Origin of the sequence: Streptomyces sp. NPDC057900, assembly GCF_042887885.1 — a bacterium.
Taxonomy (GTDB): Bacteria; Actinomycetota; Actinomycetes; order Streptomycetales; family Streptomycetaceae; genus Streptomyces.
Genome location: NZ_JBHVOI010000009.1, coordinates 75,415 through 93,866, shown reverse-complemented (window position 1 = coordinate 93,866; position 18,452 = coordinate 75,415). Strand labels below are relative to the sequence as shown.

Annotated in this window: 14 protein-coding genes; 3 read left to right on the top strand and 11 right to left on the bottom strand. The window is 71.1% G+C overall.

Translation table 11 applies throughout. From position 1 onward, the window contains the following. Positions 1 to 88 precede the first annotated feature (88 nt). From ACFVQ0_RS27750 to ACFVQ0_RS27730, 5 genes are all read right to left on the bottom strand, one after another. On the bottom strand, positions 89 to 1,636 hold the full coding sequence (locus ACFVQ0_RS27750; RefSeq protein ID WP_390091926.1) for an RNA polymerase sigma factor: 1,548 nt from the start codon (positions 1,634 to 1,636) through the stop codon (positions 89 to 91). Positions 1,637 to 1,957: 321 nt separating this feature from the next. Next, positions 1,958 to 2,842 (bottom strand): FadR/GntR family transcriptional regulator, encoded by an 885-nt coding sequence (locus ACFVQ0_RS27745; RefSeq protein ID WP_390092049.1) that lies wholly within the window; start codon positions 2,840 to 2,842, stop codon positions 1,958 to 1,960. A gap of 181 nt (positions 2,843 to 3,023) precedes the next feature. Next, positions 3,024 to 4,976 (bottom strand): ATP-binding cassette domain-containing protein, encoded by a 1,953-nt coding sequence (locus ACFVQ0_RS27740; protein ID WP_390091925.1) that lies wholly within the window; start codon positions 4,974 to 4,976, stop codon positions 3,024 to 3,026. Positions 4,977 to 5,198: 222 nt separating this feature from the next. Then, complete coding sequence (locus ACFVQ0_RS27735; RefSeq protein WP_390091924.1) at positions 5,199 to 5,963, bottom strand: NUDIX domain-containing protein; 765 nt, start codon at positions 5,961 to 5,963, stop codon at positions 5,199 to 5,201. A 153-nt stretch (positions 5,964 to 6,116) separates the two neighbouring features. After that, positions 6,117 to 7,415: a DUF4192 domain-containing protein gene (locus ACFVQ0_RS27730; RefSeq protein ID WP_390091923.1), complete on the bottom strand. Its 1,299-nt coding sequence runs from the start codon at positions 7,413 to 7,415 to the stop codon at positions 6,117 to 6,119. A 111-nt stretch (positions 7,416 to 7,526) separates the two neighbouring features. Here ACFVQ0_RS27730 and ACFVQ0_RS27725 point away from each other — a divergent pair, with 111 nt between their 5' ends. Beyond that, positions 7,527 to 9,698 (top strand): RecQ family ATP-dependent DNA helicase, encoded by a 2,172-nt coding sequence (locus ACFVQ0_RS27725; protein WP_390091922.1) that lies wholly within the window; start codon positions 7,527 to 7,529, stop codon positions 9,696 to 9,698. Positions 9,699 to 9,915: 217 nt separating this feature from the next. Continuing rightward, positions 9,916 to 10,548: a hypothetical protein gene (locus ACFVQ0_RS27720; protein WP_390091921.1), complete on the top strand. Its 633-nt coding sequence runs from the start codon at positions 9,916 to 9,918 to the stop codon at positions 10,546 to 10,548. Positions 10,549 to 10,642: 94 nt separating this feature from the next. Here ACFVQ0_RS27720 and ACFVQ0_RS27715 read toward each other — a convergent pair whose 3' ends face one another. The 3 genes from ACFVQ0_RS27715 to ACFVQ0_RS27705 form a co-directional block, all read right to left on the bottom strand. Continuing rightward, complete coding sequence (locus tag ACFVQ0_RS27715; protein ID WP_390091920.1) at positions 10,643 to 11,263, bottom strand: hypothetical protein; 621 nt, start codon at positions 11,261 to 11,263, stop codon at positions 10,643 to 10,645. Positions 11,264 to 11,323: 60 nt separating this feature from the next. Continuing rightward, complete coding sequence (locus ACFVQ0_RS27710; protein ID WP_390091919.1) at positions 11,324 to 12,034, bottom strand: ribonuclease HII; 711 nt, start codon at positions 12,032 to 12,034, stop codon at positions 11,324 to 11,326. 164 nt (positions 12,035 to 12,198) lie between these two features. Beyond that, complete coding sequence (locus ACFVQ0_RS27705) at positions 12,199 to 12,825, bottom strand: TetR/AcrR family transcriptional regulator (protein ID WP_390091918.1); 627 nt, start codon at positions 12,823 to 12,825, stop codon at positions 12,199 to 12,201. Positions 12,826 to 13,060: 235 nt separating this feature from the next. Between ACFVQ0_RS27705 and ACFVQ0_RS27700 the strand changes: the two genes are divergently transcribed. After that, positions 13,061 to 14,704 carry an MFS transporter gene (locus ACFVQ0_RS27700; protein WP_390091917.1) on the top strand — a complete coding sequence of 548 codons (1,644 nt, stop codon included), beginning with the start codon at positions 13,061 to 13,063 and terminating at the stop codon, positions 14,702 to 14,704. Between the two features lie 81 nt (positions 14,705 to 14,785). Here the strand turns inward: ACFVQ0_RS27700 and ACFVQ0_RS27695 are convergent, their stop codons facing one another. From ACFVQ0_RS27695 to ACFVQ0_RS27685, 3 genes are all read right to left on the bottom strand, one after another. Next, positions 14,786 to 16,483 (bottom strand): DUF4153 domain-containing protein, encoded by a 1,698-nt coding sequence (locus ACFVQ0_RS27695; RefSeq protein ID WP_390091916.1) that lies wholly within the window; start codon positions 16,481 to 16,483, stop codon positions 14,786 to 14,788. A 348-nt stretch (positions 16,484 to 16,831) separates the two neighbouring features. After that, complete coding sequence (locus tag ACFVQ0_RS27690) at positions 16,832 to 17,731, bottom strand: ADP-ribosylglycohydrolase family protein (RefSeq protein WP_390091915.1); 900 nt, start codon at positions 17,729 to 17,731, stop codon at positions 16,832 to 16,834. 10 nt (positions 17,732 to 17,741) lie between these two features. Further along, positions 17,742 to 18,401, bottom strand: a complete 660-nt coding sequence (locus ACFVQ0_RS27685; protein ID WP_073737714.1) for a histidine phosphatase family protein — start codon at positions 18,399 to 18,401, stop codon at positions 17,742 to 17,744. Positions 18,402 to 18,452: the final 51 nt, after the last annotated feature.

The following is an 18,452-nucleotide window of genomic DNA, read 5'->3' as shown; positions in this document are numbered from 1 at the left end:
ATCGCGCTGACGCCGATCCGCACCCCCACATAGGCCGAGGGCTCGCATCCCCATGGGATGCGAGCCCTCGGTCCGGGTACTCCCCGACCTAGTCGAGGTAGTCGCGCAGCACCTGCGAACGCGACGGGTGACGCAGCTTCGACATGGTCTTGGACTCGATCTGGCGGATGCGCTCACGCGTCACGCCGTAGACCTTGCCGATCTCGTCCAGCGTCTTCGGCTGTCCGTCGGTCAGACCGAAGCGCATGGAGACCACACCGGCCTCACGCTCGGAGAGCGTGTCGAGCACCGAGTGCAGCTGCTCCTGGAGGAGCGTGAAGCTGACCGCGTCGGCCGGGACGACCGCCTCGGAGTCCTCGATGAGGTCACCGAACTCGCTGTCCCCGTCCTCACCCAGCGGGGTGTGGAGGGAGATCGGCTCACGGCCGTACTTCTGGACCTCGATGACCTTCTCGGGGGTCATGTCGAGTTCCTTGGCCAGCTCCTCCGGGGTGGGCTCGCGGCCCAGGTCCTGGAGCATCTGGCGCTGCACGCGCGCGAGCTTGTTGATGACCTCGACCATGTGCACCGGGATACGGATGGTGCGGGCCTGGTCCGCCATGGCGCGGGTGATCGCCTGCCGGATCCACCAGGTGGCGTACGTGGAGAACTTGTAGCCCTTGGTGTAGTCGAACTTCTCGACGGCGCGGATCAGACCCAGGTTGCCCTCCTGGATCAGGTCCAGGAAGAGCATGCCGCGGCCGGTGTACCGCTTGGCCAGCGAGACCACGAGACGGAGGTTGGCCTCCAGCAGGTGGTTCTTGGCGCGGCGGCCGTCCTCGGCGATGATCTCCAGCTCGCGCTTGAGCTTCGGCGCGAGCTTGTCGGAGTTCGCCAGCTTGTCCTCGGCGAACAGGCCCGCCTCGATGCGCTTGGCGAGCTCGACCTCCTGCTCGGCGTTGAGGAGCGGGACCTTGCCGATCTGCTTCAGGTAGTCCTTGACCGGGTCGGCCGTGGCACCGGCGACGGCGACCTGCTGCGCGGGGGCGTCGTCCTCGTCGTCGTCGGAGAGGACGAAGCCCTTGTTCTCGCCCTCGCCCTCCTCTTCCTCACCCTTGCCGGCCTTGACTTCCTCGACCGCTTCGTCGCCGTCGAGGGCTTCGTCGTCCTGCTTGCCGGCCTTCTTCGACGCGGTCTTCTTGGCCGCCGTCTTCTTCACGGCGGTCTTCTTGGCCGCCGTCTTCTTGGCAGCCGCCTTCTTCGCAGGGGCGGCCGCGGTGGCGTCATCGGCCACCACGTCCACGGTCTCGGCGGACGGTGCGGCGGTGGCCGCGACGGTCCGCGTCACGGTCGTCTTGGCCGCGACAGTCTTGGTGGCGGTGCGCTTGACCGGGCTCTTGGCTGCGACGCTCTTGCGGGCGCGCTTCGACGGCTCCGCGGCACTGACCATCAGCGTCACACCCTCTTCCTCGAGGATCTGGTTGAGGCTGCGCAGAACGTTCTTCCACTGGGTTGGCGGAATCTGGTCAGCCTCGAAGGCCCGGCGCACGTCATCGCCGGCGATCTGCCCATCAGCCTTTCCCCGCTCGATGAGCGCCATCACAGATTCGGACTCGGCGATCTCCGGCGGGAGAGTACGGGATGTGCTGGCCGACACGAACAACCTCTCGGAACGATGGAAACGGCTTCCGGCCCGGCCCAGGAGAGGGCTGAACCGACGACCGTCGGCTGGGAATGTGCCGACGGCGCGGGCTATGCCTCAGAACTGCACAGCACACTGAATGGCTGCTGTATTCCTTCCGCGGCGGTCACCTCTTAAGTCATCGCGCTGTTTCGAGGAGTGTTACGCCCAATCCGCGTGGCCCGAGTCACACCCCAATTCCGGCGAACGCGACCAGGGGCGACATCCCCCCACAATTGTGCCGCCGGACCGCGGGGCCCGGCGGCACACGGCCGGCACACCCGCCATGTGTCGCGCTCAGTGCTGCTCGCGCGGCGCCGGCACCACCGGTTCGGCCGACTCCGTCTCCAGCTCCAGCGGGACCGCGAGCAGCTGGCGCATGGCCGATTCGGCGCCCGCCGAGTCGCCGGACGCGAGCGCCTCGACGATCCGTGCGTGATGGCCGAGCGATCCCTCGTTCGGGCGGTCACAGCCGGTCACCGGCCCGCCCGAGACGTGCAGGGCGGCGGAAACGATGCCGGAGAGGTGCTCCAGCATGCGGTTGCCCGCGGCCTGGATCAGCAGGGCGTGGAACTCCGCGTCGGCGCGGGCGCAGGTGATCACGTCGCCCTGCCCGAGCGCGTGCCCCATGATCTCGACCATGTCGGCGAGACGCTGCTGAAGATCATCCCGGCCGTGGCCCGCAGCGAGGCTGGCGGCCAGCGGCTCGATCGTCCACCGGAGCTCGTTCAGCTCGCGACGCTGGTCGTCGCGCTGCGGGCCGAAGGCACGCCATTCGATGATGTCGGGGTCGAGCAGATTCCAGTCACTGACGGGCCTGACCCGGGTTCCGACATTGGGCCGGGCGCTCACCAGCCCCTTCGCCTCCAAAACCCGCAGCGACTCCCGTACGACGGTGCGGGAGACCTCGAATCGCTGACCGATCTCCTCCGGGACCAGCGGGCGGTCCGCGCCCAGGTCTCCGGAGACGATCATCTGTCCGAGCTGCTGGACAAGTTGGCCGTGCAGGCCTCGGCCGCGGCTGGCCGATCCCCGCCGGCCGACCCTGCCGAGCTCATTGTCGGTACCGCTCCAGGAACGAGCGGCGGCACGCTCGCCGGCCGGCGCGTCCGCGTAGGGGTAACGGTCGAGTTCGCCCGAGCCGGCGAGGCCGGAGTCGGCAGTGCGGGCGGCGGTCATCATGGTGTGCGCAAGGGTACTCACGCATCCTTTGTCGGCGCGGCTCAGCCGCCCCTTGAGGTCTTTGGTGAAAAGCACACGAAAGGGTGATCGGTACCCGCTTCCCAATTGACGCCTTATTGGTATAAAACGGGCAATTCAAATGGAGTTGTGGGACTTTTGGCGCTCCGGCGCCGCCGCGCGATCACCAACGCACCCTGCCGCGAACGCTGGTGAACAGATACGCGCAGATGAGGACCGACAACGACAGGGCCAAGGCGGTCCCCACCGGATGGGCCACGACCCGCATCGCGGCCAGCACCCACCGGTCCGTCTCGTGCGGCCAGTACGGCCAGGCCAGTTCCCGCAGCCGTCCCGGAAGTCCGGTCATCGAACGGGCGGTCGGCGCCTTCGGCATCCGCTGGACGAGGGGAACCATCAGCACCGGAACAGCGAGCACCGCTGCCACACCCGCCGCCGTCACCCGGAAGATTCCGGCGGCCAGCAGTCCGGCCCAGGCGCAGCCGACGGTCAGACCCGACCAACTCACGGCCAGCGACGTCATATTCGGCGGAATCCGGACCAAGTCGCCGCCGTACAAGAGGCGAAGAGACGCCGCGGAGGCCAGCACGACAAGCAGGGCGAGCAGCATGGCCACCCCGGCGGATACCACCAGCTTGGCGAGGAGCAGCCCGAGGCGGCGGGGTACGGTGCCGCGCCCGGCGGCGAGCGCGGGATACCGGAACTCGTCACCGAAGGAGAGCGCCCCCAGCAGCCCGGCGCAGATCGCGGCGGGCGGCAGCGGGAGCAGCGACGGCCAGGCGGCAAGCACGTTGGGCAGCGGTGTACGGCCGTCGCGGGCGAGCAGCACGGAGATCCCGGCCGACGCGACCAGGGCGACGGTCATGATCAGGGCCGTGGTCCTGACCCCGAAGAGGCGGCGCAGTTCGTAACGCACCGGGCGCAGCGGACCCCGGGCGGGACGCCGCCTGATCGGCGGCGGAAGGCCGGGCCCGGCGGCCTTCGGGGCCGGTGAGCCCTCCGCCCTGCCGGTCCCGGCGCCGTCGGGACCTGATCCGTCGGCCCCGGCCCTGTCGGGACTCGATCCGCCGATCCCGGCCCTGTCAGGACTCGGTCCGTCGGTCCCGGCCCCATCGGGACCCGGTCCGTCCGGTCGGGTTCGGGTGGCCGCCGCCCCGCCGCGCGCGGTCGCGCCGGGCCCGGTCGGGCGGGCGGCGGGACCCGCGGGAGCCACGCGGCTGACGACCGGGCCCGTGTCTCCGATCTCGTCCGCGAGCTGGTGAACGGGAAGGCCGTGCCGGAACGCCGTGTCCCCGATCTCCGCGCAGCTGCTGCCGTAGACGGAGAGCCGGCTGCTGCTCGCCTCGGTGACGACCTCGACGGAGCGCCGGGCCGCCCTTGCCTCGCGGCTGACGACCGCGGCAAGCCGGGCGGCGTGCGGAGAACGGACCGCGACGCGGGGGCGGAGCCGGGTGCGCGCGAATTCGACGACGTCCTGATCCGCGACGAGCCGTCCGCCGTCGATGGACACCACCCGCCCCGCCACCTGCCCCGCGGCCCTCGCGGCCTCCTTGGCGTCGCCGGTGGTGTAGAGCACGGTGCCGCCCCTGGCCGCGTGGGACCGCAGGACCCCGTGCAGCCAGTCGGCCTCTCGCGCGTCGAGGCCGTCCGCGGGTTCGTCGAGGATGAGCGTGTGCGGGTCGCCGAGCAGCGCGGACGCGAGGGCCAGCCTGCGGTCCATGCCCGGGGAGAGCGAGGCGATGCGCTGGTCGCCGAGCCCGGCGAGGCCAACGGTGTCGAGGAGTTCGTCGGCCCTGGACGCCGGTACGCCCGCCGCGGCGCAGAGCATGCGGAGCTGTCCTCTGGCGGTGCGGACCGGGTGGCCCGGTACGTCTCCGAGGACCACTCCCACTTCGCGGGCGGGTTGTGCGACGCGATGCAGCGCCCTGCCCCGGAAGTAGGTGATGCCCCGGCCCGGATCCAGTTCGAGCATCAGCCGCAGGGCCGCGGTCTTGCCGGAGCCCCGCGCGCCCAGCAGGGCGGTGACGCAGCCGGATCCGGCCTCGAACGTGAGGTCGTCCACGGCGGGCCGAAGTCCGCGGTGGCGGGCGCTGGTGAGTCCAATGGCCTGGAGCATCGCTTCTCTCGCACGAGGTGAGACCGCTCGACGGCAGTGGGTACCGCAGAAAGATAACCCGACATATCCGACTTTTCGTGCAACGCTGCGTCTACGGCGTTCCGGCCTCGCCCCCGCACGAACCCCGGCAGCCCGCGCATCCGGCACACGGGCACACCCGCACCGCGCAGACGTGCATCGGCCGCGCGACGTCGGCGGGGAACTCGCCCCGCCGCAGCGGGATCAGACCTCGGGGCGGAGCATCGGTGGGTTGAGCACGGTGGCCGCGCCCGACCGGAACAGCTGCGCGGGACGGCCGCCCTGCCTGGTGGTCGTGCCGCCGGAGGGCACCAGGAACCCGGGGGTGCCCGTCACCTTGCGGTGGAAGTTCCTCGGGTCGAGCACGACACCCCAGACCGCTTCGTACACCCTGCGCAGCTCCCCGACCGTGAACTCCGGCGGGCAGAAAGCGGTGGCCAGCGAAGAGTACTCGATCTTGGAGCGGGCCCGCTCCACACCGTCGGCCAGGATCCGCGCGTGGTCGAAGGCCAACGGAGCCGGGTGTTCACCGTCGCGGGCGTATCCACCCTCGGGTCCGAGCAGGTCACCGACAGGTGCCCAGCGGGCACTGTTCGCGTCCCCGCCCGCCCGGGGCGCCGGCAGGTCGGGGGCCAGCGCGAGATGGGCGACGCTGACAACCCTCATCCGCGGATCGCGCCCCGGGTCCCCGTAGGTGGCGAGCTGTTCGAGGTGGGCGCCGTTCCCGACAGCGGGAACCACCGGGTCGTGCGCGGAGAGCCCGGTCTCCTCGACGAGCTCACGCGCCGCGGCGGCACCGAGGTCCTCATCGGCTTTGACGAAGCCGCCGGGCAACGCCCACCTGCCCTGGAACGGCGATTCGCCTCGGCGCACCACCAGCGCGCAGAGCGCGTGACGGCGGACCGTGAGCACGACCAGGTCGACGGTGACGGCGAAGGGCGGGAAGGTCGACGGGTCGTAGGGCGGCATGCCGTGATCATAGTCGTCTGCCTGACGATAAACACTCCCTTCGTCGCGCTCGTCATCCATCCCGGCACGGCCGGGCCGCCCCGGCGTCGCTGGGCCCCGCGCTCCCCCGCGCCTCGGGGTCCAGGAGCCGGGCGGCCCGTACCGCGTCCCCCGTCATCGCCGGGTCCTGGCCCCCTTGCGGCCCTGCGTCCGGAGCTGTCCGGTGCGGCGCCGGTCGGTCGCGTCTCCGGGCCCGGCGGAGCCCTGCCGCGTCCGGCGCCGCCCGGCGTGCGCCCGTACGGAACGGGCCCCCGCGACCCGTCCCGTGCCGCGGCCGCGCCGTACTGTCCGTGTAGCGCGTTCGCCGCGCAGGCACCGTCGCAGCGTCTCCGGGTCGAGGCCCTGGTTGCAGGCCTCGTGCAGCAGCTGGGCGAACGTGTAACCGGGGTCCAGCCGAAGGGCGAGCCCCAGCGCGACCCGCGCGGCCGGCTCGTCCCCGGTCGACCAGGCGACCCAGCCCGCCAGGGTGAGCGGAGCCGCCGCGTGCTCCACATACGGCGCCACACAGCGGCGTGCCAGCGCCCGCCAGAGCCTCAGCGCGGACTCGGCCTCGGGCCCCTCCATCCACTCGGCGGCCCTGTCACGGGTCTCCCGGTCCTGGAGGCCGAGAATTACCGCGGCGGCCTCCTCGTGGCTGATCAGCCGGTCGTCGTTGAGGTCGGACAGGGCGGGCATCGCGGTCGGTACCTCCCCGAGGCGTTTCATGAGCTGCCGGGCGAGCCTCAGCGTCGATCCTCCGACCTCCTTGCGGCCCTCCTCGTCGAGAAGCTTCGGCAGCAGCGCGGACCCCGCCCGGTCGAGCGCCTGCTGCTGCCCGCCGCTCGCCGTAGCCGCCAGGGGCGTCAGCCTCGCCTCCATCTCGCGCAGCGATCCCCGTACTTGAACGCCCGCGTAGGTGGCTGCCGCAGCCATGACCGAGGTGCCGGGCACGACCAGCGGGGTGCCGTCGGCCGGGCAGCACCGGGCATCGGGGCAGCAGTAGGACCAGTAGCGGTCGTCGGAGATGCAGAGCGCTTCGAGCACCGGCACGTCGAGTGCTCCGCAGGCGGTGCGCAGTCGTTGGGCGAAGGGCCGAAGCCGCTCCATGATCTGGTTTCCGGTCTCCCCGTCGGCCGGGTCCTGGCAGAAGAAGACGACGATCGCGTCGGGCCGCTCGCCACGCCGCTCGCTCCCCCTGATCAGGCATTCCGCGAGCTGCTCGGCAACCGACGGCCACTCCTGCGCGGACTGCGGAATGCCGAGCCTGAGCCGCCCGCCGAAGCGGCCCCGGCCGCCGTGCAGGGCGACCATGACCACGCTGTCGTTCGGATGGAATCCCATGAGGTACGGGAGGGCGTCGGCCAGCTCGGCCGGGCCTCGCAGGGTGATCTGCTGCTCGTCGGAGGGACCGGTGGATTCGTGGTGCTTGTTCATGGGATGACGTTCTCGTGCCGGGCAAAAATCCGCGACCCCCTGTGGATAAGTTATCCACAGGGGCAGCGCGGCCGTTCGCGGTTTGTCGTACCCATCGGGTTGCATGGGGGCATGACCAACGCAGACCGCGCAGAGCTCAGGGCTTCGGCCGACTCCGTACTGGCCCGACTCGTCGGGGATGCCTCCGGCACCGCCCGGCTGCGTGAGGATCAGTGGCGAGCCATCGAGGCGCTGGTCGCCGACAAGCGCAGAGCGCTGGTCGTCCAGCGGACCGGCTGGGGCAAGTCAGCCGTGTATTTCGTCGCCACCTCACTCCTGCGGGCGCAGGGCAGCGGCCCGACCGTCATCGTCTCGCCCCTGCTGGCGCTGATGCGCAACCAGGTCGCGGCCGCGGCCCGAGCCGGTATCAGCGCCCGCACGATCAATTCGTCAAACACGGAGGAGTGGGACACCGTCCAGGCCGAAGTGGCCGCAGGAGAGGTGGACGTACTGCTGGTCAGCCCCGAGCGGCTCAACAATCCGGACTTCCGGGACCAGGTCCTGCCCAGGCTCGCCGCCGCGACCGGCCTGCTCGTGGTCGACGAGGCGCACTGCATTTCCGACTGGGGCCATGACTTCCGCCCCGATTACCGGCGCCTGCGGACCATGCTCGCCGATCTGCCCTCGGGCGTACCGGTGCTCGCGACCACCGCCACCGCCAACGCCCGCGTGACAGCGGACGTCGCGGAGCAGCTGGGCACCGGAGCGGGTACGGACGCCCTCGTGCTGCGAGGCCCGCTGGACCGCGAGAGCCTCAGCCTCAGCGTGCTGCGGCTGCCCAACGCCGCCCACCGGCTGGCCTGGCTCGGTGATCACCTCAAAGAGCTGCCCGGTTCGGGGATCATCTACACCCTGACGGTCGCCGCGGCCGAGGAGATCACCGCCTATCTCCGTCAGTGCGGGCACACCGTCGCCTCCTACACCGGCCGTACCGAGAACGCCGAGCGGCAGCAGGCGGAGGACGATCTGCTTGCCAACCGCGTCAAGGCGCTGGTGGCAACTTCCGCTCTGGGCATGGGATTCGACAAGCCCGACCTCGGATTCGTCGTGCACCTGGGCTCACCCTCCTCCCCCATCGCCTATTACCAGCAGGTGGGCCGTGCGGGCCGAGGTGTCGAACACGCGGAGGTACTGCTGCTCCCCGGCAAGGAGGACGAGGCGATCTGGCAGTACTTCGCCTCGGTCGCCTTTCCGCCGGAGGATCAGGTCCGCCGCACGATCGACGTCCTCGCCCAGGCCGGCCGCCCGCTCTCGCTGCCCGCCCTGGAACCACTGGTCGACCTGCGGCGCACACGGCTGGAGACCATGCTCAAGGTCCTCGATGTCGACGGAGCCGTCCACCGGGTCAAGGGCGGCTGGGTCGCCACGGGAGAGCCCTGGGTCTACGACACGGAACGCTATGCCTGGGTCGCCCGTCAACGGGCCGCCGAGCAGCAGGCGATGCGCGAATACGCCACGACGGACGGCTGCCGCATGGAGTTCCTGCGCCGCCAGCTCGACGACGAGGAGGCGACCGCCTGCGGGCGCTGTGACAACTGCGCCGGCGCACGGTTCGACCAGGGCGTCTCCTCGGCCGCGCTGGACACCGCCCAGGGTGAGCTCCGCAGGCCGGGTGTCGAGGTGGAGCCGCGCAAGATGTGGCCGACCGGTCTCGCCGCTGTGGGCGTCGATCTCAAGGGCCGTATCCCCGCGGGGGAGCTGTCCGGCACCGGACGCGCGCTGGGCCGGCTGTCCGACATCGGCTGGGGCAACAGGCTGCGCCCCATGCTGGCGCCGCAGGCACCCGACTCACCGGTGCCAGACGATGTGGTCGACGCGGTGGTCACCGTGCTGGCCGACTGGGCCAAGGGGCCCGGCGGCTGGGCATCCGGCGCGGCGGACGCCGCGCCCCGGCCGGTCGGTGTGGTCACCATCGCCTCGCACAGCAGGCCGCAGCTCGTCCAGTCGCTCGGCAGCCGTATCGCGGAGGTCGGGCGGATGCCCTTCCTCGGCAGCGTCGGCCATGCCCCGGAGGCCGACGGGATCCGGATCTCGCAGACCAACAGCGCGCATCGTGTCCGGGCGCTGCACGAGACGCTCGTCGTGGGAACCGAGCTGGCCGAGGCCCTGGCGCAGGCACACGGTCCCGTGCTGCTCGTGGACGATCTCTCGGACACCGGATGGACGCTCGCCGTAACGGCCCGGTTGTTGCGACGGGCCGGCGCCGACGCGGTGTTTCCGCTGGTCCTCGCTGTTCAGGCGTGACAGGTGGCGTCAGCCGGGGCCCGGTTGGGCAGGGATATCCGTGTCATTCCAGCTGATTACCGTCAGCTGCGCCAATTGCTCGTTGCCGCCTGCCGATACGCCAGGGAGAATTGGACTCGCTCCCCGCACAGTTCTTTCGCGGCCCGGAAGGGCTGTGCCGCGGCGCGCCCTCACCCGCCCCTGCCCGCATCGTGGGCGCGTATGCGAAGGGAGGACCGTGACCTTCGGATTCGCTCCGTCCGCAGCCACTTCCATGTCGGCAGCCGCCGACTCCGCCAACCGCCTTGCGCGGATACTCGAACCGGCCGAGTGGGCGGCGGCGGGCATACCACTGCTGCGCAGCCCGCGCGAGGTCGTCAGCGGCCTGCACGCCAGGCACCGGCCGACTCCGGCGACCGCCGTCGTGGCCGTGCTCGATCACGAGGAACGCCTGACGGCCAGTGCCTCGTTCGCCCGCCGCTCGGTGACGGCGGACGGCTGGGAATTCCGTAACTCACTGCTGGCGCATCTGCGCCGGGTCATCCCGCACGATCTCCGCCGCCGTACTCCCGTCCGTACCGCAGTACTTCTCTACTGCCGCGAGGGGGACGAGCGCTGGACGGAGGAGGACGGGGCGTGGATGTGGGGGCTGCGGGACGCCTGCACCCTGCACGGTCTGAGGTGCGGCGCGTACATCACGCTGACCACCGGCGGCTGGCAGGTGCTGGGTGAGGGCAGGGGCGGTCGTCGCCCCAGCTCCACGTCTCGGCCCGCGGCTCTCGCGGACACCGCGCTGGACCAGGATCCGGCCGCCCCGTCGCGCACCGGCGGCGGCGCGGCCCAGGCACTGCACCGCAGCGTGGCCCGCTGACCCCGGCGGTGACCCGGCCGCCCTCGCGGGCGACCGGGTCACCAACAGGTCCGGGACTGGGCTCGGTAGCCACCCCGGTCCGATCGTGCTGCGGTCAGACGCCCGCGCCGAGCACCGCGTTGACCTGCTGCGGGTCACCGCAGACGATCAGCAGGGCGCCGGCGCTCCGCCGCGCGGTGGCCAGCGCACGGGTGGCGGCGTCATCGACGGCACCGTTCACCGCGATGATCACCACCGGCCGGGGCTTCAGCCGGTCCACGGCTGCGGCTCCGGCGAAGAAGACGTCGTCGCCGGCTTCGTGCTGGGCCCAGTAGGCGGCCTCGCCGAAGGACAGCTCGTGCGTTGCCCACGGGTGCTGCTCGCCCGTGGTGAGCACCAGGATGTCGCCGGGAGCCCGACCTGAGTCGAGCAGCAGGTCCACCGCCTCGTCGGCGGCGGCGAGCGCGCCGTCGGCGGAAGCGGGGATCAGCTGGAGCTGCGGCGCGGAACGGTTCTCCGGCGCGGCGGCCTGGGGCCGGACGGGGGCAGGGTGCGGGCGCTGCGCCGGGGGCGCTGGCCGCGCGGGGCTGGGACCCGGACGACCGGGGCGCGGCATGGCCGCTGTACGCGGGCCGGGTACGGGACGAGGGGTCGACGCGGTGCGGCCGGTGGCCGGAGTGGCGCGGGGACCCTGGGCGCTCTCGTGAATCTGAGGCTCCTCGGGGATGAGAGGCATGGGTGGTTGTCTATCAAACGCTGACGCGGAAGCCATCAGCGGGTGGGTACGTGTGTGCGATCAGAAGTCGAAGCCGAGCTGGCCCCCGCTTTCCAGTGCGGCCGCCTCGGCGGAGAAGCGGACCTTCTTGAGGTGCTGCCACCTGGGCAGCGCGTCGAGGTAGGACCACGAGAGGCGGTGGTGGGCCGTTGGGCCCCGCTCCTCCAGTGCGGCCCTGTGCACGGGGGACGGATAACCGGCGTTGGCACCGAACGCGAAGTCCTCGTACTCACCGGATTCCGCACCGAGTTCGGCCATCACCGTGTCCCTGCGAACCTTCGCGATCACCGAGGCCGCCGCCACCGCCACACAGGACTGGTCGCCCTTGATGACGGTACGGACCTGCCAGGGTGAGCCCAGGTAGTCATGCTTGCCGTCGAGGATCACCGCGTCCGGGCGTACCGGCAGCGCCTCCAGGGCGCGGACGGCGGCGAGCCGCAGAGCGGCGGTCATCCCGAGGTCGTCGATCTCCTGCGGCGAGGCGTCACCGAGCCCGAACGCGGTGACCCATCGCTCCAGCAGCGGCGCGAGCTCCGCGCGGCGCTTGGGGCTGATCAGCTTGGAGTCGGTGAGCCCGGCGGGCGGTCTGCGGAGACCGGTGACGGCGGCACACACGGTGACCGGACCCGCCCACGCTCCGCGCCCGACCTCGTCGACACCGGCGACGGTCCTGGCACCGGTGGTGGCGCGCAGTGAGCGCTCGACGGTGTGCGTGGGTGGTTCATACGGCATGGCGCCAGCAAGCGTACGCCGATGAGGCGGCCGGGAACACCCCGGGGCACATGCCGGCCGCCGCCTTCCGGCGCCGCGCCGCCGGACCGGTCACGGCACCTTCGCCGCGGAGGCCCGGACGGCGCCCGGCGGCGGCCGTCAGCGGGTGCTGTCAGCGGCGGCTGTCAGCGGGCCCCGGAGCGGAAGAACGGCATCGCGACCTGATCGATCAGCTCAGCGATGTCGCCGTCACTCCATTCGCTGCCGCACACCTTGCTCCGATACATCATCATCGCGGGGATCACGTCGAAGGCGAGCCCGCGCAACGCGTCCGGGCGGACCTCTCCCCGGTCGACACCACGGCTCACCACTTCCCGGATGAGGTCGGTCGACGGCGCGATCACACTGTGGAGGATCACCGACTGGAACCGTTCGGCCGTGCTCGCGTCACACTCGTGAAGGACCGACCGCAGTGCGGTGCCGGACTTGGAGAGCATGCCGTCCCGCAGCGTCCGGCACAGCTGAAAGAGGTCGTCGCGGATGTTTCCGGAGTCGGGCGCGCTCCCCATCGGCGGCAGCGCGCGGCGCAACGCGTCGGCGACGAGATCCTCCTTGGACGGCCATCGCCGGTAGATCGCCGCCTTACCGGTCTGGGCGCCTGCGGCGACGCCCTCCATCGTGAGCCCGTTCCAGCCGACCGTGCTCAGCCGCTCAAGCACGGCTTCGAGGATGGCGCTCTCCAGCACGGAGCCCCGGCGGCGAAGGGACACCGCCGGCGGCCGGGCGGCGGCTGCCGATCGCGAAGTATCCATGAGTTTCTCTCCATCGAAACGGGTTCGCCGCACCCGTGTCGACCGGGGAGATACGGCGGAACAGGGCGGCAGGCGGGGCCGGACGGGACCGAGCGGTCCCCGGCCGGGCGGCGGTACCGGACATGGCCGGACAGCAGCGGACTCAGTGAACGCTTGCGTTCACTGAGGGGGATTCACTACCGTTACCGGAACAGTGAACGGGTTCGTTCACTAATTCACTCGTGGGGGATCCATAGTGACAACCTCTCAGTTAGAAGCACGGGACGCACCGAGCCCGGCACGCCGCCAGGGCCGCCCCGGTATCGCCCTGACCGTCATCGCCGCCTGTCAGTTGATGGTTGTGCTCGATGCCACGATCGTCAACATCGCACTCCCGCACATCCAGAACGCCCTGAGCTTCTCGACCACCGATCTCTCCTGGGTCCTCAGCGCCTACACGCTCACCTTCGGCGGGCTGCTGCTGCTCGGCGGGCGCGCCGGGGACATCCTCGGCCGCCGCCGGGTCTTCATGGCCGGAATCCTGATCTTCACCCTGGCCTCGCTGCTCGGCGGATTCGCCCAGGAGCCCTGGCAGTTGCTGGCGGCCCGCGCACTCCAGGGCATCGGCGGCGCGATCGCCTCACCGACCTCACTCGCCCTCATCACCACCACATTCCCGGAGGGCCCGGAGCGCAACCGCGCCTTCGGTGTCTTCGCCGCCGTTTCGGCGGGTGGTGGCGCGGTCGGCCTGCTGGCGGGCGGGATGCTCACCGAATGGCTGGACTGGCGCTGGGTCTTCTTCGTCAACGTGCCGATCGGCGTTCTGATCGCCGTACTCGCTCCGCTGTACATCAACGAGTCGCGGAGGCATCCGGGCCGCTTCGACATATCCGGAGCCCTGACCTCGACCCTGGGCATGGCCTCGCTCGTCTACGGGTTCATCAGGGTGTCGGAGGAGGGCTGGAGCGACTCCCTCACACTGAGTTCGTTCGGCGCCGCGGTCGTGCTGCTCGCCGCGTTCGTCCTCATCGAGATGCGCGCCAGGGAGCCGATCACCCCACTGCGGATGTTCGCCGACCGCAACCGCTCCGGAACGTACGTCATCATGCTCAGCCTGTCCGCGGCCATGCTCGGCATGTTCTTCTTCATCGTGCTGTTCGTGCAGAACGTACTGACCTACACACCGATCCAATCGGGCCTGGCCTTCCTGCCCGTGGCTGTCGCGATCGCCGCCGGAGCCGGACTCTCGCAGCGGCTGCTCCCGGTCCTCGGACCGAAGCCCTTCATGATCACCGGCTCGGCACTCACGGGTATCGGTCTCGGCTGGCTCACGTTCATATCCTCCGACAGCGGCTATCTGTCCGGGGTGCTGGGACCGATGTTGCTCTTCGGCGTCGGCATGGGGCTGAATTTCGTGACGCTCACCCTCACGGCGGTCTCCGGTGTCGCCCAGCACGAGGCGGGGGCGGCGTCCAGTCTGCTCAACGCGAGCCAGCAGGTGGGCGGTTCGCTGGGGCTCTCGATCCTGGTCACCGTCTTCGGCACGGCGAGCCGCAACGAGGCGGAGAAGCAGGTTCCGCAGTTCCTGGCGAAGGCTTCGCCCGAACAGAAGGCGGAGTTCGCCAGAACCCACGAGCTGCCGGGGAACTGGGGACACCAGGTGCTCGCGCAGGGCATCTCCACCGCGTTCATCGCGGCCGTGGCGATGGCGGCCCTCGCCCTGCTCACAGCGGCTCTGGTGATCCGGGTGCGCAAGAGCGATCTGGACGCGCTGAGCGGCAAGGCGTCGGCGGGGGAGCGGCCGTGTGACGCGCGGCCTCCGTACGGACGGACGTGTCACGCACACCGTCCGTACGGACGAGGCCGGTCCGGTTCCGGCCGGCCGGACAGGCCACGGTGATCAGCAGAGATGTACAGGGTGTACGGGGGACACGCGACGTACGAGCCGCGTGATGTGCCTCGGGCGTACGGGCACCTCGGGTCAGTAGGGGTCGTACGGATCGTATGAATCGCCCCCGCTCGTCCCGCCGTCCCCGTCGCCTCGTTCGTTCCCCGTATCGCCCTGCCCCTGCCCCTGGCAGTCGCGCCCCCGCTCACCGGGATCCCAGTCACCGAGAATGTCCCGGGCCCGCGACTCGCCCCAGCTCGTCGCGTACCAGGGCGCGTCCGAGCCGCGCAGTTTCCGCTGGATCTCTTCGAGGGCGCACGAGCGCAGCGGCTCCGGCAACGTGTCCAGGGCCGGCACGGCATCGGCGGAGAGGCCGCGGAGGTACTGAACGTCGATCGAGTGATGGGCGCTGTACCGCCGGACGTTCTGTTCGGCGATCAGTCCGTCCGGTGAGACCAGCCCGAAGGCCAGTACGCCGACGGCCGCACTCGCGGCGACGGCGCGCGGAAGCATTTTCGCGCCGAACACCCCGGCCGCCATGATCAGCAGGAGGACCACACCCAGCCAGAGCTCGACCGCGGCCACGGAGATACGCAGCCGGGTCAGACCGTAGGCATCGACGTACAGATCCATGCGCCGCAGCGCGGAGGCGACGACGACGAGAGTGAGCAGGCACAGCGTGCCGAGCACGGAGCGCACGAGCGTACGGTCGCGTACTCCGCCGCGCGGCGCCCAGCGGAGTGCGAGGGCGATGACCAGCAGCGTGAGAACGGTGGCCCAGAGCAGTTGCCAGAAGCCCTCGCGGGCGTACTGGGCGTAGCTGAGATGGGTCTCGGCCATCACCTTGTCGTAGCCGCCGAGCAGCACCGTGAGCTGGATGGCGAGGAAGCCGGCGAAGAGCAGGTTCAGGACGATCAGCGGGAGCGCCCACTCCAACCGCCCGCGCGCCGGGCCGGCGGGAACGGTGAGCGCGTCCCATCTCACCGGTGCGGCGGCGGTGTACGCGGCTGCGAGCGCGCCCACGAGCCCTGCCGCGGCGAGGAACAGCCGCCACGGGCCCTCACCCACCGACACATCGGGGATCAGGCTGCCCAGTACGTCGGCGAACGCGGCATCGGCGCTCGCGAACAGCGCCCCGAACACGATCAGCAGCACGACCGCGGCGACCGTGGAGCGGAACGCGACGCGCCAGCGTCCGCGGGAGTCGGCCATCCGGTCGCGTACCCCGTGGACGCCCCAGCCCAGCGATCCGGCGACGGAGGTGAGCAGCCCCAGCGAACCGAGGAAGATCCCGAGCCAGCCCCGGCTGCCGTGCAGTGCGAGCGAACCGACCGCCACGGCGGACACGACGGCGAGGAAGACCGGCCAGCCCGCGTCGCGGAGTGCCGGTACGACGAGGAGCGCGAGGCCGCCGACGGCCCAGACGGCGGTCCACGGCCGCAGCCGACGGCCGGCCGCCCATGCGGCGAAATAAGCCGCGAGCGCCGCGGGAACCGCCACGACGAACAGGTTCGGGCCGATCCCGTCACCGAGCAGCAGGGCGCTGAGCAGTGCGGTGGCCAGGACGGACCAGAGAGTGGCCGCGGGGACGGGCCCGGGTGCGGCGGGACGGATCCGGGTGAGCTCCGAAGGCGTCTGCCCGCCTGAGTGCGCCCAGGGCGAGGGCGGCTGCCTCGGGTGCGGCTGCCTCGCGTAGGCCGGGACCTTCGGCGGCTCCTGAACGGCGGCGCGCTCGTCCGGTGCGGCGGAGCCCGGCGTACCGGCCCGCGCGGGCGGTACGGGCTTGGACATCGGCACCCCGGCCGGCACCGGCTCGGGCGTTCGCGCCTCGGCCGGTCCGGGCTGATCCGCCGGATCCGGCGGCCCCGGCGCGCGCTCGGGCCGGGGTGACTCTGCTCTGTGATCGGACAATGGGACCCCTCCCCACCGAGGTCCGCCCACGCGAGCCCTGGGCAGCGCGCGGCCCCCGGCGTCTCATTCGGTGCGCGCCCGTCGTAACGATCACCGAGGGCGGCGTGGCCGAAAGAGTAACCCCCCGTTACCGTCGTCGGCCGAACGGGGAAGCGCTGTGGCAGTACCGTGACAGTCGCGTACGGCGCGCCGCTTCTGCCACGCCATCCAGTCTGGCGGCCTGGTCCGTTACCGCGGCGCCATCCAGTCGGGCAGCTGCTCCGTCTTCGCGGTCCAGTCCGCCGGTGGTGCGCCGGCCGCGCCCGCCGCGACCACCCCGCCGACGATCGCGCAGGTCGTGTCGACGTCTCCGCCCGCCTGCGCGGTCACCCAGAAGGCCTGCTCGAAATCGCCGAGGCTGCGGGCCGCGGACCAGAGGGCGAAGGGGACGGTGTCGTGCGCGCTGGTGCGACGGCCGTTGCCGAGCACCGCGGCGACCGTTCCGGCGTCGCGGTAGTCGAGCATGTCGCGGGCCCTGCGCAGCCCCGCGCCGACCGCGCTGCGCGGTACGAGCGCGATGACGCCGTCGAGGAGGTCGGCCGGCTTCGGCGGGCCGGTGGGCGACGCGGCGAGCGAGGCGGCCGCTGCCACGGCCATCGCTCCCACGACCGCTTCCCGGTGCTGGTGGGTCGGGTACGAGGAGATCTCGGCCTGGTGCGTGGCCTGCTCGGGGTCGTCCGCGTACCAGGCACCGAGCGGGGCGATGCGCATCGACGAGCCGTTGCCCCACGAACCCTGGCCATTGAAGAGCGCGGAGGCCAGCTCCCGCCAGTCCCCGCCCTCCCGGACCAGCCTGAGCAGACGGTTCACGGCGGGACCGTAGCCTCGGTCGAAATCGTGGTGCACCGCGAAGGAACGGGCGAGCGCGTCCTGATCGATACGGTCGTGCTCGCGCAGTACGGACAGGACCGAACAGGCCATTTCCGTATCGTCGGTCCACTGCCAGGGCCCCGGGGGCAGGAGGCGGTCCTTCAGGAGCGGATAGTTGGCGGGCACAAAGAACTGTGAGCCCAGGGCGTCTCCCACGGAGAGGCCGCGCAGGCTGGCAAGGGCGCGTTCGAAGCGTTGGTCGGAAGCCGATTCGGTCATCGGTTCCACTCTATCCGGTGATGCCGTACGGCTCAGGGGTGCGCCAGCGCTCGAACGGCCGGTCAAGTGTGTAGCGCCCGTCCTTGCCCAGCACCAGTGTCCGGGATTCGCCGTTGCCCGGGTTCGAGAGAGATTCGAATTCGGCCACGGACCAGTGGAACCAGCGCATACAGAACAGCCGCATGGTCAGACCGTGCGTGACCAGCAGGACGTTCGGCGGGTGGTCCGGGGCCTCGAAGCTCCGGTGCAGGCTCTCCAGGAAGGCTCCCACCCGGTCGTACACATCCGCCCCGGACTCGCCCTGCGCGAAGCGGTAGAAGAAGTGCCCATAGGCGTCCCGGTACGCCTTCTGCAGCCTGACGTCGTCGCGTTCCTGCCAGTTCCCCCAGTCCTGCTCACGCAGCCGGGGTTCCTCCCGCACCCGCACGCGTTCGAGGTCGAGGCCGAAGGACCTGAACGTCTCGTGCGTGCGGCGGTAGGGCGAGACGTACACGCTTACCTGCTCACCGTCGAAGAGCTCGCGCAGCCGCACCCCGGTCTCCCGGGCCTGCCGCAGCCCCGTCGAGGTGAGCCTCAGCGCATGATCGGGCTCACGTTCGTACACCGTGTCGTCGGCATTGCCCTCGGACTCGCCGTGGCGGACGAGGACAATGCGTTGCGGTCTTGCCATGTACCGACCCTAACGACCTGGTGCGCGAGGCCGTGAGCGCCACCGCCCTCC

Excerpts from the sequence above, each read along its gene's own strand:
- ACFVQ0_RS27705 (WP_390091918.1), bottom strand. The coding sequence starts at position 12,825 with ATGGATACTTCGCGATCGGCAGCCGCCGCCCGGCCGCCGGCGGTGTCC.
- ACFVQ0_RS27695 (WP_390091916.1), bottom strand. The coding sequence starts at position 16,483 with ATGTCCAAGCCCGTACCGCCCGCGCGGGCCGGTACGCCGGGCTCCGCC.
- ACFVQ0_RS27690 (WP_390091915.1), bottom strand. The coding sequence starts at position 17,731 with ATGACCGAATCGGCTTCCGACCAACGCTTCGAACGCGCCCTTGCCAGC.
- ACFVQ0_RS27735 (WP_390091924.1), bottom strand. The coding sequence starts at position 5,963 with ATGCCGCCCTACGACCCGTCGACCTTCCCGCCCTTCGCCGTCACCGTC.
- ACFVQ0_RS27685 (WP_073737714.1), bottom strand. The coding sequence starts at position 18,401 with ATGGCAAGACCGCAACGCATTGTCCTCGTCCGCCACGGCGAGTCCGAG.
- ACFVQ0_RS27710 (WP_390091919.1), bottom strand. The coding sequence starts at position 12,034 with ATGCCGTATGAACCACCCACGCACACCGTCGAGCGCTCACTGCGCGCC.
- ACFVQ0_RS27725 (WP_390091922.1), top strand. The coding sequence starts at position 7,527 with ATGACCAACGCAGACCGCGCAGAGCTCAGGGCTTCGGCCGACTCCGTA.
- ACFVQ0_RS27745 (WP_390092049.1), bottom strand. The coding sequence starts at position 2,842 with ATGATGACCGCCGCCCGCACTGCCGACTCCGGCCTCGCCGGCTCGGGC.
- ACFVQ0_RS27730 (WP_390091923.1), bottom strand. The coding sequence starts at position 7,415 with ATGAACAAGCACCACGAATCCACCGGTCCCTCCGACGAGCAGCAGATC.
- ACFVQ0_RS27740 (WP_390091925.1), bottom strand. The coding sequence starts at position 4,976 with ATGCTCCAGGCCATTGGACTCACCAGCGCCCGCCACCGCGGACTTCGG.
- ACFVQ0_RS27715 (WP_390091920.1), bottom strand. The coding sequence starts at position 11,263 with ATGCCTCTCATCCCCGAGGAGCCTCAGATTCACGAGAGCGCCCAGGGT.